This is a genomic window from Paenibacillus sp. QJM3NY_38 (assembly GCF_056173265.1).
Genome location: NZ_CM149665.1, coordinates 1,901,808 through 1,916,528 on the forward strand (window position 1 = coordinate 1,901,808; position 14,721 = coordinate 1,916,528).

Here is a 14,721-nt window from a genome sequence, read left to right on the forward strand (position 1 = left end):
CAAGAATAGGATAGGGAGGTTTTTTAACATTGCCGTTTGTTCAAGTGAAGGGACGAACCGTTCCCTGCAAAGGGATTTTGTTTGATAAAGACGGAACGCTGCTCCATTTTATGGCGCTGTGGGGAGGATGGGCCGATTATGTGCTCAAGTTCATGGAGGAACGGCTGGGATTAATGGGAGCCGGCTTCACGCTGCCTAAAGAGCAGGTGCTGGGCACTAAGCATGATGCAAGCGGACGTATGACGGGGTACGACGTTCAGGGTCCTCTCGCCATGGGTACCGTGGAGGAGACGAACGGGCTGCTGGCTTGGCAGCTGTACGCTGCAGGAATGCCCTGGAACGAAGCGATTATGCAGGTCCATCAGATTACGAAAAACGCCATGTATGAGGTTCGTCAGCAGAAGCCGGCATTCCCGATGCCCGGGCTGGAGAATTTTCTGAAGAAATGCAGCTTGGCGTCCGTGAAGATGGCTGTGGTGACTTCGGACGACACCTCTAATGCCAAGGAACAGCTGGAGTGGATGGGGCTACACACTTCATTTACAGCCATTTTGGGAAGAGATCAGGTTCGAAACGGCAAGCCGCACCCGGAAATGACCGAGACCGCTTGCCGTCTGCTTGGGATTATGCCCGAGGAAGCGGTGGTGATCGGTGACAGCAACGCGGATATGCAAATGGCGAAGCAAGCAGGCGCGGCTCTGGCTGTGGGTTTAATGACAGATGAAGGGGAACCTGTACATCTGACAGATGCCGATGTCGTCATATCCGATTATAATGAATTAGACGTGTACAGGTAGACGTGTTAATTTAAGGGCTGTACGGAGGTGTAAAAGAGTGGAGAACAGGGAAAAGATCGAGCAGTTGGCAACATGGATCGAAGCAAGCGACTACATTGTTTTTTTCGGGGGAGCCGGTACCTCCACGGAGAGCGGGATTCCTGACTTCCGTTCGGCAGCCGGACTATACCAGAGCGAGCACCAATCTCCGTATCCGCCGGAGGTCATGCTCAGCCACACTTTTTTCATGAAACATCCGGAAGTGTTTTACGACTTTTACCGAAGCAAGATGCTTCATCCGCATGCGCAGCCGAACGGCTGTCACCGGTTATTGTCGAGACTGGAGCATGACGGTAAGCTGAAGTCGGTGATCACGCAAAATATTGACGGTTTGCATCAGACCGCCGGATGCTCCGAGGTGCTGGAGCTTCACGGCTCTGTGCACCGCAATTATTGCATGGATTGCTCCCGGTTCTACAGCCTCCAGGATATTCTGGACATCAAGGAAACCGTCCCACGCTGCAAGGATTGCGGAGGACTGGTGCGTCCGGATGTCGTGCTGTATGAAGAGGAATTGGATCAGAACATCATCATGCGCTCGATCCAGGAAATATCGACGGCAGATTTGTTGATTATTGGCGGGACTTCGCTGACGGTACACCCCGCTGCGAGTTTGATATCCTATTTTCATGGGAGCAAGGTAGCTTTGCTGAATGCAGATCCAACCCCTTACGATCACCGCGCAGGCCTTTTGATTGCGGATCGGATCGGTCAGGTCTTGACGCAGGTGGATAAGCTGATCAACACGTAACGGCGATAGCGGCGGACGCGCTGTTGCACCTATGACTGTAATCGTTTTCTTGTCAAAGGACGACCAAACACGATAAGATGGAATTTAGCAATGGACCTATCACTTAGAGAGGCAGGGATTGCAAGTGACCTATGTGGCTAGCGAAGACCGCTATGAAGGAATGAAGTATAACCGCGTGGGGCGATCCGGATTGAAACTTCCGGCGATCTCCCTTGGATTATGGCATAATTTCGGTGGTGTCGACACGTATGAAAACGGGCGTAATATGATAACGCGCTCCTTCGATTTGGGAATTACCCACTTCGATCTGGCGAACAATTACGGACCGCCTGCAGGCTCTGCCGAAGAGACGTTTGGTAAAGTTCTCTCAAGAGATCTTAAGGCATACCGTGATGAGCTCGTCATTTCGTCCAAAGCGGGCTATTATATGTGGCCGGGACCTTACGGCGACTTCGGTTCGCGTAAATATTTGGTTGCAAGTCTCGATCAGAGCTTGAAGCGTATGGGCCTGGACTATGTCGATATTTTCTATCATCATCGGATGGATCCGGAAACGCCGCTTGAGGAAACCATGGTAGCGCTGGACCATCTTGTTCGTTCAGGCAAGGCGCAATATGTCGGAGTCTCCAATTATTCGCCGGAGAAGACGCGGGAAGCGATCTCGATTCTGAAAAGCCTGGGAACTCCGCTGCTCATCCATCAACCAAGCTACTCCATGCTGGACCGCTGGGTGGAGAACGGACTGCTCGATGTCCTGGAAGAGAACGGGGTCGGAAGCATCGCCTTCACTCCGCTGGCTCAAGGACTATTGACCAACAAATATTTGAATGGCGTGCCCGGCGATTCACGCGCCGCAAGCGCATCCGTATTCTTGAACGAAAGCAATATCACGCCAGAAGTGCTGCGCAAGATCAGAGCTTTGAACCAAATCGCTCAAGCGCGGAATCAGAGTCTCGCCCAATTCGCTCTCGCTTGGGTCCTACGCGGCGGCCGGGTGACATCTGCCCTGATTGGGGCAAGCAAGGTGAGCCAGATCGAGGACAATGTGGCTGCCTTGAACAACCTGGAGTTCTCGAAGGAAGAACTGGATCGCATTGAAGCGATCCTGAAAACGGAGAACGCCTCTTCTGCGGAGGGATAATGATTACCACTAAGGATTGCATGCTGAACACATAACATAGATACCAAGCTACATGAATGGAGCGCCTCAGGATGGATGACAGACCTGACAGGCGCTCCTTTTTCGTTCAGATATATCGGGCAAACGATATCGTTAAGAAAGTGCGGATGATGAGAGGATATCCTTGCGGTACCTTGTAGGGGATCGACCGACGAGACGCTTGAACTGACGCGAGAAATAGAGCGGATCGGTGAGTCCAACGGATGCGGAAACCTGCTCGATGGACAAATCGGGACGTTCGCGCAGCAGCCGCTTGGATTGGTCGATTCTTAATTTAAGCAGATACGTAATCGGAGTCATGCCCGTTTCCTGCTTGAAGATGCGCGACAGGTACGCCCGGTTGTAGCCCAGGCTTGCGCACATTTGTTCAATCGAGACGGGATGGGCGTATTGGGAAGCCATATAACTGATCATCTGCTTCACCGTGCGCTGAACCTGCGGCTCTGCCAGCGTTAAACGGGACGGTCGGTCACTCCGGTTCATGATCTCGGCCCAGATTAAATGCATATAACCGATGGCGGCGATATGGGAGCTCTCCTCCCTGGATTGAAAATGGCTTTGAATGAGGGACACGTAGCCCGGAATCGGGTTGTTCTCCATGAGATGGAGGACAGGCTTTTCGGGGGTGAGTCCCGAACGGTGTACCCCTTCGCCGGCGTGTTCTCCATCAAAGGCGACCCATCGGTAACGCCAGGGATGGCTCGCATCGGATACATAACTGACAATCTGACCGGGATGGATCAGGAAACAGTCGCCGGGGCCGAGCTGATACCTGTCGGTTTCGGTTCGGAATATGCCATGTCCCGACTCGATGATATGCAATAAGTAATGATCGTATATTTTCGGACCCAATGCATGCTCCGGCAAGGTCTGGCTCTCGCCGGCGAATCGGACGTGAAGCGAATCGCTGCCTTGCTGCGCAGGATTGGAAGCAACAGAATAGGTTGGTTTCATTATTCATTTTCCTTTACAATAAGTTTGGGAAAAAGAGGAACTGTGAGGACAGGGTTGATTCTATGAATTTATTGTACCTCCAGAAGTCACATAAATCCATATGTAACGCACAAGATTTCATTATCGGTTAACGAGATTTCCATTATACTGAAGACAGTAAAACTACCATATGTACAGGATGGAGTGATGGGCAGTGACGACGGAACAGCTTATGGAAAGATTTATGGACAAGCACGGTGAGAGCCAGCATAAGGTTCGCATATTTAACGCGCCCGGCCGCGTGAACCTGATCGGGGAGCATTTGGATTATAACGGAGGCTACGTGCTCCCGGCCGCCTTGGAGTTTGGCACGACCTTGATTATAAGGCCTCGCGACGATAACAAGGTGAGCTTTTCATCCACCAACATCCCTTATGAATTAACGATCAGCCTGGATGAGGATTATGGCTACAAAAGCGATCAATGGACAGATTATCCGGTTGGCGTCCTAACGGAGCTGAATAAAATCGGCTGTAACCTTAGCAGCGGTTACGACCTGCTTTACCATGGAGATATTCCGAACGGCGCGGGTCTCTCGTCCTCGGCGTCCATCGAAGTGGTCACGGCTTACGCCTTCTTGAAGATGGAAGGCAAGGAGACGGATACGGTAGAGATTGCGAAGCTTTCGCAGCGGGTGGAGAACCTGTTCGTCGGCGTCAACTCCGGCATTATGGATCAATTCGCCGTAGCCAACGGCAAGCAGGATCATGCCATTCTGTTAATGTGCGATACGCTCGAATACGAACTGGTTCCATTCCGGACCGGAGCTTACAAAATCGTGATTTCGAATACCAACAAACGGCGCGGACTCGTTGATTCCAAATACAATGAACGCCGCAGCGAGTGTGACCGCGCATTGGAAATTTTGCAGAAGGAGCTGCCGGCGTTATCGTATCTCGCTCAGCTGAATCCGGATCAATTCGCCAGCCTACAGGACAGCATCCGGGATGAAACCGTCCGTAGACGTGCCCAGCATGTCGTTGAGGAAAACCAGCGTGTGCATGATTCCGTGAAGGCTTTGAGGAACGGAGATCTGGAAGCATTCGGACAATATATGAATCAGTCCCACGACTCCTTGCGTTATCTGTACGAAGTAACAGGCGACGAGCTGGATGCGCTGGTGGAAGAAGCACAGCGGATTCCGGGCACGCTGGGTTCCAGAATGACAGGAGCCGGCTTTGGAGGCTGTACGGTATCTCTCGTACACGAGGATGCGGTGGAGCGTTTCATTGCGGAGGTGGGGCAGCAGTACGAAGCCAGAACGGGACTGAAGCCGGACTTCTATGTATGCGGCGTAGGTCAAGGTGTGCATGAAGTGAAGGAGGGCGAATAATATGGCTATTTTAGTGACTGGCGGTGCGGGATATATCGGTTCTCATACCGTAGCGGAGCTGTTGGAGCAAGGGGAAGAAGTTGTTGTGATCGACAGCCTGGAGACGGGACATCGCGAAGCGCTGCTGGGTGGAAAGCTGTATGTCGGCGATCTGCGCGACAAGGCGCTGCTGAAGCAGTTGTTCTCGGAAAACGATATTGATGCCGTTATCCACTTTGCCGCGAATTCACTGGTTGGCGAGAGCATGAAGGATCCGGTGAAATATTACGATAACAACGTATACGGAACGCTCTGCCTGCTGGAAGCCATGAATGAAGCGGGTGTCCGGAAGATCGTCTTCTCGTCAACGGCAGCAACCTACGGCGAGCCTGAGAAGGTGCCGATCGAGGAAACGGACCGTACGCAGCCGACGAACGTGTACGGGGAAACCAAGCTGATGATGGAACGGATGATGTCCTGGTTTGATACCGTGCTTGGCGTGAAGTATGTGTCCCTTCGTTACTTCAATGCAGCCGGATCGCATGCCAGCGGAAAAATCGGCGAGGATCACCGTCCGGAGAGCCATCTGATCCCGCTTGTCCTGCAAACCGCTTTGAAACAGCGCCCAAGCATCTCGGTGTTTGGCGACGATTATTCAACACCTGACGGCACTTGTGTCCGTGACTACATTCATGTCAGCGATCTTGCGAACGCTCATCTGCGCGCGGTTGATTACCTCCGCCGCGGAGAGTCCAGCAATGTGTTTAACCTTGGCAATGGACTCGGGTTCTCGGTTAAGGAGGTTATCGAGACCTCAAAGCAGGTGACGGGGGCTGACATTCCGGTTGTCATGGAGGCGCGGCGTGCCGGTGACCCTGCCGTGTTGGTAGCATCTTCGGATAAAGCACGTACCGTTCTCGGATGGACCCCATCCAGAACGACGCTGGAAGAGATTATCGAGAGCGCGTGGAAATGGCACAGCAGTCACCCGGACGGTTACGGTGACAATTAATCCAAGGGGGACGATGACGATGAATGCAGCAACATCAGGAACTCCCGAATCCAAGCAGGTTCTTCATGCAATTGAAATGCTTGTGCGTTTTGCACTTCATAAAGGTCTTATCCAAGCAGCGGATGCGGATTACAGCCGCAATCTGCTGCTGGAGGATTTCGGGTTCAGCGAGCCGTACGGAGACGAAGTGAACGGCCCTGTACCGGATGGGCCGCAGGCTATGCTCGACGTGATGATCGATTACGGTGCAGCGCATGGAATGATTCCCGAGAATACCGATACGTACCGGGATTTGCTGGACGCCAAAATCATGGGTCGGCTCATGGCGAGACCTTCGGACGTAACGGCTCAGTTCCGGACGGTCCAGCAGGAGCAGGGGATCATTGCGGCAACCCGCCAATTTTACAATCTATGCATCGACTCCAACTACATTCGCATGGATCGCGTAGCCAAAAATGAATACTGGCGGCACGCCAGCCCGTATGGCGATATTGAGATTACCATCAATCTCTCCAAGCCGGAGAAAAGTCCGAAGGAAATCGCCATGGCTAAACTGCTGCCTCCGCCGGTTTATCCGAAATGCCAGCTCTGCCGCGAGAATGTCGGTTACGCAGGCAGAGTCAATCACCCGGCACGGCAAAACCTGCGCATTATTCCGTTGGAGCTAAACGGGGAACCGTGGTTTTTCCAATACTCGCCGTATGTTTACTATAATGAGCACTGTATTGTATTCCATCATGACCATGTGCCGATGAAGCTGACCAAAGAGACGCTTGCCCGCCTTTTGAGTTTTGTTGATGCTTATCCGCATTATTTTCTCGGATCGAACGCGGATCTCCCCATTGTCGGGGGCTCGATTCTCACGCATGATCATTTCCAGGGAGGACGGCATACCTTCCCGATCCAGAAAGCACCGAAGGTGGCCGGGTTTGCGCACGCGGATTATCCAGATGTATCCGTGGCCATCGTGAAGTGGCCGATGTCGGTGATTCGGCTATCCTCAAGCGATCGGAATTCGCTTCTTGAATGCGCGAACGGCATTTACGAGTCATGGAAAGTCTACAGTGATCCTTCAGCAGACATTGAAGCGTTCAGCGAAGTGGACGGAGAGCGCGTCCGCCACAATACGGTTACTCCGATTGCCCGCCGAAATGACGAGGGCATCTACGAGATGGACCTGGTTCTGCGGAACAATCGCACGAATGAGCAATATCCGGAAGGGATTTTCCATCCTCATCGGGAGATGTTCCACATCAAGAAGGAAAACATCGGCCTGATCGAAGTGATGGGGCTGGCGATCCTGCCGGGCAGGCTTAAGGAAGAGCTCGATCAAATCGCCGACATCTTGGCGGGGAACGAGGAACTGTACGCGGACAGCAAGGCTGCGGACCATCCGCTTGCCGTCCACGGGGACTGGATCGAGGAGCTGCGTGGACAGGAAACAGCCGTGCCGGATAAAGCCGGGGCGATCGAGCTGATTCGCCGGGAGGTCGGCCACAAGTTCACGACGATTTTGGAGCATGCCGGAGTATATAAACAGACGGCAGAAGGACAACAGGCATTTCAGCGATTCCTGAGCCATATGGGATACGTCCAAAGCAGCAAATAGACATTCATTTATGGATAAATGATGTATTGAAGTTGATCATTATGCAAACAGCCGATCTTTCTGGAGAAGGACGGCTGTTTGTTTTGCATAAGGGGAATGGTATAGAATGAAAAAGCATGCAAGATAAAAAATAGATGCGAACCAGATGCGATGGAGGTAATGTACATGAGACCTTTTGTCTTTCATAATCCGACTCAGTTGATTTTTGGTAAGGGCAAGCTGAGCGCTTTAAGTGGTGAAGTGGCTAAATACGGCCGGAACGTATTGCTTGTATATGGTGGCGGCAGCATCAAGCGCAGCGGGCTGTTCGATCAGGTTATCGCGTTACTGAAGGAAGCGAATGCGGTGGTAACGGAGCTTGCCGGTGTGGAACCGAATCCGCGCCTGTCGACGGTCCACAAAGGCGTGGCATTGTGCAGGGAGCATAACATTGATCTTATACTGGCCGTTGGCGGTGGAAGCGTCCTTGACTGCTCCAAGGCCATCGCCGTTGGTGCTAAATACGACGGAGATATGTGGGATTTCGTCGAACGCAAAGCCGTTCCGCAAGCGGGTCTCCCACTTGGAACCGTGCTTACGATGGCTGCAACCGGATCGGAGATGAACGGCGGATCCGTTATCACCAATGAAGTAACCCAAGAGAAGATGGGCTGGGGAAGCCCTCATGCTTACCCTGCATTTTCCATTCTTGACCCTGTACATACGTTGTCCCTTCCGAGGGATCAAACGGTGTACGGTATCGTGGATATCATGTCTCACGTACTGGAGCATTACTTCCACCAGGATACCAACACGCCGGTGCAGGACGGCTTCTGCGAGACGATCCTTCGGACCGTTATCGATACGGCGCCGAAGCTGGTTGAGGACCTGGAGAACTACGAGCTCCGCGAGACGATCATGTACTGCGGTACGATGGCGCTGAACGGCATGATCAATATGGGGATGGCCGGCGACTGGGGAACCCATAATATCGAGCACGCAGTATCTGCCGTTTACGACATTCCGCACGGCGGCGGCTTGGCGATCCTGTTCCCGAATTGGATGAAATATAATCGGAGTGCGGATCCTCAGCGCTTTAAGTCTCTTGCCGTGAACGTATTCGGAGTTGACCCGGCAGGAAAGACCGATGAAGCCGTCGGATTGGAAGGGATCGAAGCGCTTCGCCGCTTCTGGTCTTCCATCGGTGCGCCAAGCACGCTGGGGGCGTACGATATTGACGACAGCCAGATCGAGGCAATGGCCGATAAGGCGATGCGATTTGGTCCTTTTGGCAACTTCCGCAAGCTGCAGCGTGAAGTCGTCGTGGAGATTTATCGGATGTCGCTATAAGGGTTGTCCTGTCGTTATATGACAAGGAATTGAAATGGTTATAAAGCCTGCCGGTTCATGCCGTGCAGGCTTTTTTGCGGGTGTGTCGAATATAGATATGAAGAGATTTCCATACGTTTGAGGGAAATAATTGAAACTTTAGCAAACATTTTGCCGTATTACTTGTTATACACAGTAAGGGATTTCAGAGGGGGCAATCAACATGGAAGCGTTATATTGGGGCTGTCTGATCGGAGGCGTGATATTTGCCATCGTAACCGTGGTGCTTGGCGACATACTTAGCTCGGCGCTTGACGGATTGTTGGACTTTTTGTCAGTGGATTTTTTCAATCCGGTTGTGATCGCTGGAGGAATCACCGTATTTGGCGGTACCGGAATCATGCTGACGAAATACACGGAATTGGCGGCAGGTGCCCATGTAACGCTGTCTATCTTAGCGGCTATCGTCATTTCGATTCTCGTCTATTTCGGGTACGTGAAACCGATGGAGAACAGCGAGAACTCGACGGGCTTCTCTATCAAGGAGCTGGCTGGGATGATCGGCATTGTCACCGTACCGCTTCCTGCAGAGGGATTCGGCGAAGTGATGGTCAAGATTGGCGCAGGCAACACAACGCACATCGCGTCTAGCTTTGATCGCCAAAATCTTCCCGCAGGAGTCCGCGTGGTGGTTGTTGACGTTGTTGAGGGTGTCCTGAGAGTGTCCGAACTGGAAGAACGAAAAGGAGAGGATTGATTCAATGCCAGAATACTTAGTAATTCCGTCAATTGTCGTAGGTGTCATTGTTGTGTTAGGACTTGCGTTCTGGGCCCGTTACAAAACGGTGAGTCCGGATGAAGCGATGATCGTAACCGGTTCTTTTTTGGGAAGCAAAAATTTATCGGAGGATGAATCCGGCCGCAAAATCAAAATCGTTCGCGGCGGCGGCGCTTTTATACTCCCCGTATTTCAGCGCTCCGAATTTGTATCGCTTTTATCTCATAAACTGGATGTTATGACACCTGAAGTGTACACGGAGCAAGGCGTTCCGGTTATGGCCGATGGGGTAGCCATCATAAAAGTGGGAAGCTCGATCGAAGACGTGGCAACAGCAGCCGAGCAATTCATGGGCAAGCCGATTGAAGCGCTGAAAGGCGAAGCACAGGAAGTGCTGGAAGGTCATCTTCGTGCCATTCTCGGTTCCATGACGGTAGAGGAAGTATACCGTAACCGCGACAAGTTCGCGCAGGAAGTTCAGGGTGTCGCTGCAAGAGACCTTAAGAAGATGGGTCTGCAGATTGTATCCTTTACCATTAAGGACGTTCGCGACAAGCATGGATATCTGGAAGCGCTGGGTAAACCGCGGATCGCTACCGTAAAGCGGGATGCGGAGATTGCCGAAGCCGAAGCGATGCGCGACGCGCGGATTCAAAAAGCGCGCGCGGAGGAAGAAGGACAGAAGGCCGAGGTCGTACGCGATACGAATATCGCGGAAGCCGAGAAGGAGCGGGAGCTGAAGGTCGCTTCCTTTAAGAAGGAGCAGGATACGGCCAAGGCCGAAGCGGACCAAGCTTATCATATCCAGGAAGCCCGTGCCAGACAGACGGCAGTTGAGGAACAAATGAAGGTTGAGCTCGTTCGTAAAGAGCGCGAAATCGATCTGCAGGAAAAAGAAATCATGATTCGCGAGAAGCAGTACGACGCGGACGTGAAGAAGAAAGCCGAAGCGGATCGCTATGCCGTTGAGCAGGCGGCCGAAGCGGATAAGGCCCGTAAGATGCGCGAAGCGGATGCCTTGCAGTACTCCATCGAAACCCAGGCCAAAGCGTCTGCCGAACAGAAGCGCCTGGATGGTCTGGCCGTTGCGGATGCCGAGCGTGCCAAAGGTACGGCCGAAGCCGAAGTCATCCGCCTGCGCGGTATTGCCGAAGCCGATGCCAAGGAGAAACTTGCCGAAGCGTTCCAGAAGTTTGGAGAAGCTGCTGTGCTCGATATCATCGTAAAAATGCTGCCTGAGCTTGCCGGCAAGATTGCTCAGCCAATTTCGTCCATCGACAAGCTGACGGTTGTAGATACAGGCAAAGGCGAAGGTGCGGCTCGCGTGAGCAATTATGTGACCGAGCTGATGTCCACTGCGCCTGAAATGCTGAAGAGTGTGTCAGGGATTGATGTGGAAGAACTGATTAAGGGATTGACGACGAAGAAAGCTTCTCCAGTCCAAAAGCCGGTAGCTGTTGAACAGGAACTTGTACCGGTGCCTGTTGAGACAAGTGCTGCTAAGGAAGAGTAGAGCGAGCGGCAAGTATGACTGGGATAGCGGTCACAGGCAGCGGTACGGCACTTTGGAGACTTTGGCAACCACATATGATTTTGCCGCGCACTTATATTTCTGATAAGATATCCGAGTATACGCGTATGAATCAAAAAGAGGTGCAAACGTGAGCAGCTTACAAGTGGCTAAAGTGTTGAACAATAATGTAATCATAGCGAAGCATCCTCAACATGGCGAGGTTGTTGTTATTGGCAAGGGAATAGGCTTTAACCGGAAGAATAAAGACCTTATCCCGGCCTCCGCTGCCGAGAAGATGTTCATTTTGACCAAACCGGAGGAGCAGGAGCAGTATAAGCAGTTGGTGCCTCATATCGATGAGAAACTGATTGAGGCGATGAATGACATTATTCTGAATGCTGCCAAATCCAGCGACGCTCCTCTGAATGAGCATATCCACATAGCGTTGACTGATCATATTGCATTTGCCATTAAACGTCATGCCCAAGGTCTCTATATCCATAATCCTTTTTTATACGAAACCAAAGAGATGTATCCTGAAGAGTACGAGATGGCGGAATACGCCGTCCGTACCATCCGGGAGAAGCTTGGGGTCGACTTGGGCCAAGAAGAAATCGGATTCATTGCCCTTCATTTTCACGGTGCCCTCACAAACCAGCACATTTCGGAGGTTCGCAAGCATTCGGAACTGATTGCGGATTTAGTACGTACCGTTGAACAGCAGCTGGATTATGCCATCCCGAGGGATACCTTGGATTATTCCCGTCTGCTGACTCATCTCCGGTTTGCCCTGGAGCGGATTCGGCGGGGAGAAGCGGTGAACGAGACGAGTTCATTGGATGGTCTGCTGAAGCGCGAATATCCCGAAACGTATTCCTTGGCATGGAAACTGACGAAGATGATGGAGCAGCGGCTGAAAAAGCCTGTATATCCCGCCGAGGCCGGTTATTTGACCATTCATCTGGAGCGGCTGGTCCAGCGCAAAGAGCAGGGCGAGCAAATGTGAAGATTTTATTAAGTCCCTTACCATGTGGTTGCAACGAAAAATGAACGGTGTTACAATACGAACAGTTATGAAGCATAAAACTTCAAATCAAACGTGTAACTGATTCGATCAGGCATGAGTATTGCAGGAATTTGGTTGTTATTACCCATTTCTGGGTAATCTAATCCATGAGATTAGCCATCCATTTTCCCGTGGTTACTCATGCCTTTTTTTGATTTGGTTGTTTTATGATGCTCTACAATCAGCTTGTGACCACAACTAGATAGAGGGTGAGAATTTTCATGTTTAAGCGGCTTTTTGGCGTACTGCAAAGGGTCGGTAAAGCTCTGATGCTGCCCGTGGCCATATTGCCGGCGGCCGGACTTTTGCTCGGCCTTGGTAATATGCTGGTCAACCCCGATTTCCTGCAGTACGCACCGTGGCTCGATGCGGCTTGGGTTCAGTCAGCTGCCACCGTCATGATGAATGCGGGACAAATCGTGTTCACGAATTTATCCTTGCTGTTTGCAGTAGGGGTTGCCGTCGGCTTGGCCGGAGGCGAAGGTGTGGCCGGGCTTGCGGCTATCATCGGTTACCTCGTCATGAACGTTACCATGGGCAGCGTGATCGGCGTGACGCCATCGATGATTGGCACGAATTACGAATATGCCAGCGTGCTTGGCATTCCGACCTTAGCCACTGGGGTATTCGGCGGGATTATTGTAGGTATATTAGCGGCAAGCATGTACCGAAGATTTTTCAAAATAGAGCTTCCGTCCTATCTGGGCTTTTTTGCAGGAAAACGCTTTGTTCCGATTATGACGGCTGCAACCTCCGTTTTGCTTGGTCTGTTGATGGTCTTTATATGGCCTCCGATCCAGTCTGCGCTTAACACTGCATCCCATTTCATGCTGGAACAAAACCTGACGCTGTCCGCTTTTGTGTTCGGCGTTGTGGAACGCGGATTGATTCCGTTCGGTCTGCACCACATTTTTTATTCTCCCTTCTGGTTTGAGTTCGGAGAATATTTGAATCAGGCAGGTCAAATGGTGCGCGGTGATCAAAATATATTCATGGCTCAGCTTCGGGATGGCGTCGAGTTTACGGCAGGCACCTTCATGACGGGTAAGTATCCGTTTATGATGTTTGGTCTTCCTGCGGCTGCGCTTGCCATCTATCATGAAGCGAGACCGGAGAACAAAAAGTTTGTCGCCGGTATTATGGGTTCGGCAGCGCTGACCTCCTTCTTGACAGGGATTACGGAACCGCTTGAGTTCTCCTTCCTGTTCGTCGCGCCGATCTTGTTCGCCGTACATGCACTGTTCGCAGGTCTGTCATTCATGACCATGCATATTCTGGGTACCAAGATTGGCATGACCTTCTCGGGCGGTCTGATCGATTACATGATATTCGGTGTCATTCCGAACCGGACCCCATGGTGGAATGTACTCATTGTTGGTGCTATCATGGCAGTAATCTATTATTTCGGATTCCGGTTTGTCATTCGGAAATTCAATCTGAAGACGCCGGGCCGAGAGGAAGCTTCCGCAACGGAGTCGGAATCAGTTTCCCAGGGATCAGGCGGTAACAGTAAAAATGATCTGCCGCTTAACATTCTGACTGCGCTTGGCGGCCAGCCTAACATTGCGCATCTGGATGCCTGCATTACCCGGCTTCGGGTAGAGGTGAAAGACAAGGGCCATGTCGATAAGGCAAGGCTGAAACAGCTGGGTGCGTCAGGTGTGCTGGAGGTGGGGAATAATATCCAGGCGATATTCGGAACACGTTCCGATACTATCAAATCGCAAATCCAGGACATTATGTCGGGAATAACGCCGACAATCGCGCCTGAAACAGCGGATCCGAAGACGATGCCGACTGCTCAAGAGGAGCAGCAGGCTGGTCAGGACGGGGAAACGCTTGTCATGGAGGAAATCGTATCTCCAGTCGATGGAGAGCTAATGGATATTTCCCATGTGCCTGATCCTGTCTTTGCAGAACGAATGACGGGAGATGGATTTGCGGTATTACCTCATAACGGAACGATCGCTTCTCCTGTTAACGGAACCGTATTTAACGTATTCCCCAGCAAGCATGCGGTCGGCATTATGTCCGATGGCGGTAAGGAAGTGCTTGTCCATATCGGCGTCAATACCGTTAAGCTGAAGGGGCAGGGTTTTGAAGTTCTTGTACAAGAGGGGGATCTGGTATCCACGGGCCAACCGATCATGCAGGTGGATCTGGATTATGTGAAGGAGAATGCCAAATCGATTATTTCTCCTGTGATCTTCTCGAATTTGCCGGAGGGAGCTTCCGTGAAGCTGAACAAGACCGGTGAAGTAAAAAGCGGTGAAAAAGGGATCATCACCATATCAAAGCCTTAACCTCACGGTGATCTCAAGGATTCTAAAAAAATTAAAATATACGAAAGTAGGATGATGAAC

Annotated in this window: 12 protein-coding genes; 11 read left to right on the forward strand and 1 reads right to left on the reverse strand. The window is 51.7% G+C overall.

Annotation, left to right across the window (positions count from 1 at the left end; genetic code table 11):
- Nucleotides 1-29 precede the first annotated feature (29 nt).
- From AC0VZ8_RS08360 to mgrA, 3 genes are all read left to right on the forward strand, one after another.
- Nucleotides 30-797: an HAD family hydrolase gene (locus AC0VZ8_RS08360; RefSeq protein ID WP_475486605.1), complete on the forward strand. Its 768-nt coding sequence runs from the start codon at nucleotides 30-32 to the stop codon at nucleotides 795-797.
- A 37-nt stretch (nucleotides 798-834) separates the two neighbouring features.
- Nucleotides 835-1,587, forward strand: coding sequence for an NAD-dependent protein deacylase (locus AC0VZ8_RS08365; protein ID WP_475486606.1), 753 nt, complete (start codon nucleotides 835-837; stop codon nucleotides 1,585-1,587).
- A gap of 124 nt (nucleotides 1,588-1,711) precedes the next feature.
- On the forward strand, nucleotides 1,712-2,728 hold the full coding sequence (gene mgrA / locus AC0VZ8_RS08370) for an L-glyceraldehyde 3-phosphate reductase (RefSeq protein ID WP_260064453.1): 1,017 nt from the start codon (nucleotides 1,712-1,714) through the stop codon (nucleotides 2,726-2,728).
- Nucleotides 2,729-2,860: 132 nt separating this feature from the next.
- Here the strand turns inward: mgrA and AC0VZ8_RS08375 are convergent, their stop codons facing one another.
- The gene (locus AC0VZ8_RS08375) at nucleotides 2,861-3,721 is read right to left on the reverse strand and encodes an AraC family transcriptional regulator (RefSeq protein ID WP_071222795.1); all 861 of its coding nucleotides are present in this window, start codon (nucleotides 3,719-3,721) and stop codon (nucleotides 2,861-2,863) included.
- Nucleotides 3,722-3,914: 193 nt separating this feature from the next.
- Between AC0VZ8_RS08375 and AC0VZ8_RS08380 the strand changes: the two genes are divergently transcribed.
- From AC0VZ8_RS08380 to ptsG, 8 genes are all read left to right on the forward strand, one after another.
- Nucleotides 3,915-5,093, forward strand: a complete 1,179-nt coding sequence (locus AC0VZ8_RS08380) for a galactokinase (protein ID WP_475486607.1) — start codon at nucleotides 3,915-3,917, stop codon at nucleotides 5,091-5,093.
- A gap of 1 nt (nucleotide 5,094) precedes the next feature.
- Nucleotides 5,095-6,084 carry a UDP-glucose 4-epimerase GalE gene (gene galE / locus AC0VZ8_RS08385; protein WP_071222797.1) on the forward strand — a complete coding sequence of 330 codons (990 nt, stop codon included), beginning with the start codon at nucleotides 5,095-5,097 and terminating at the stop codon, nucleotides 6,082-6,084.
- 19 nt (nucleotides 6,085-6,103) lie between these two features.
- Nucleotides 6,104-7,693 carry a UDP-glucose--hexose-1-phosphate uridylyltransferase gene (locus tag AC0VZ8_RS08390; RefSeq protein ID WP_475486608.1) on the forward strand — a complete coding sequence of 530 codons (1,590 nt, stop codon included), beginning with the start codon at nucleotides 6,104-6,106 and terminating at the stop codon, nucleotides 7,691-7,693.
- Between the two features lie 165 nt (nucleotides 7,694-7,858).
- Nucleotides 7,859-9,022: an iron-containing alcohol dehydrogenase gene (locus AC0VZ8_RS08395; protein WP_475486609.1), complete on the forward strand. Its 1,164-nt coding sequence runs from the start codon at nucleotides 7,859-7,861 to the stop codon at nucleotides 9,020-9,022.
- A 202-nt stretch (nucleotides 9,023-9,224) separates the two neighbouring features.
- Entirely contained in the window at nucleotides 9,225-9,758 is a 534-nt protein-coding gene (locus AC0VZ8_RS08400) for an NfeD family membrane protein (protein ID WP_071222800.1), read from the forward strand.
- Between the two features lie 4 nt (nucleotides 9,759-9,762).
- Nucleotides 9,763-11,292, forward strand: a complete 1,530-nt coding sequence (locus AC0VZ8_RS08405; protein ID WP_260064394.1) for a flotillin family protein — start codon at nucleotides 9,763-9,765, stop codon at nucleotides 11,290-11,292.
- 148 nt (nucleotides 11,293-11,440) lie between these two features.
- On the forward strand, nucleotides 11,441-12,298 hold the full coding sequence (glcT, locus tag AC0VZ8_RS08410) for a glucose PTS transporter transcription antiterminator GlcT (RefSeq protein ID WP_194541539.1): 858 nt from the start codon (nucleotides 11,441-11,443) through the stop codon (nucleotides 12,296-12,298).
- Nucleotides 12,299-12,579: 281 nt separating this feature from the next.
- Nucleotides 12,580-14,661 (forward strand): glucose-specific PTS transporter subunit IIBC, encoded by a 2,082-nt coding sequence (gene ptsG, locus AC0VZ8_RS08415; protein ID WP_475486610.1) that lies wholly within the window; start codon nucleotides 12,580-12,582, stop codon nucleotides 14,659-14,661.
- The last annotated feature ends 60 nt before the right edge of the window (nucleotides 14,662-14,721 follow it).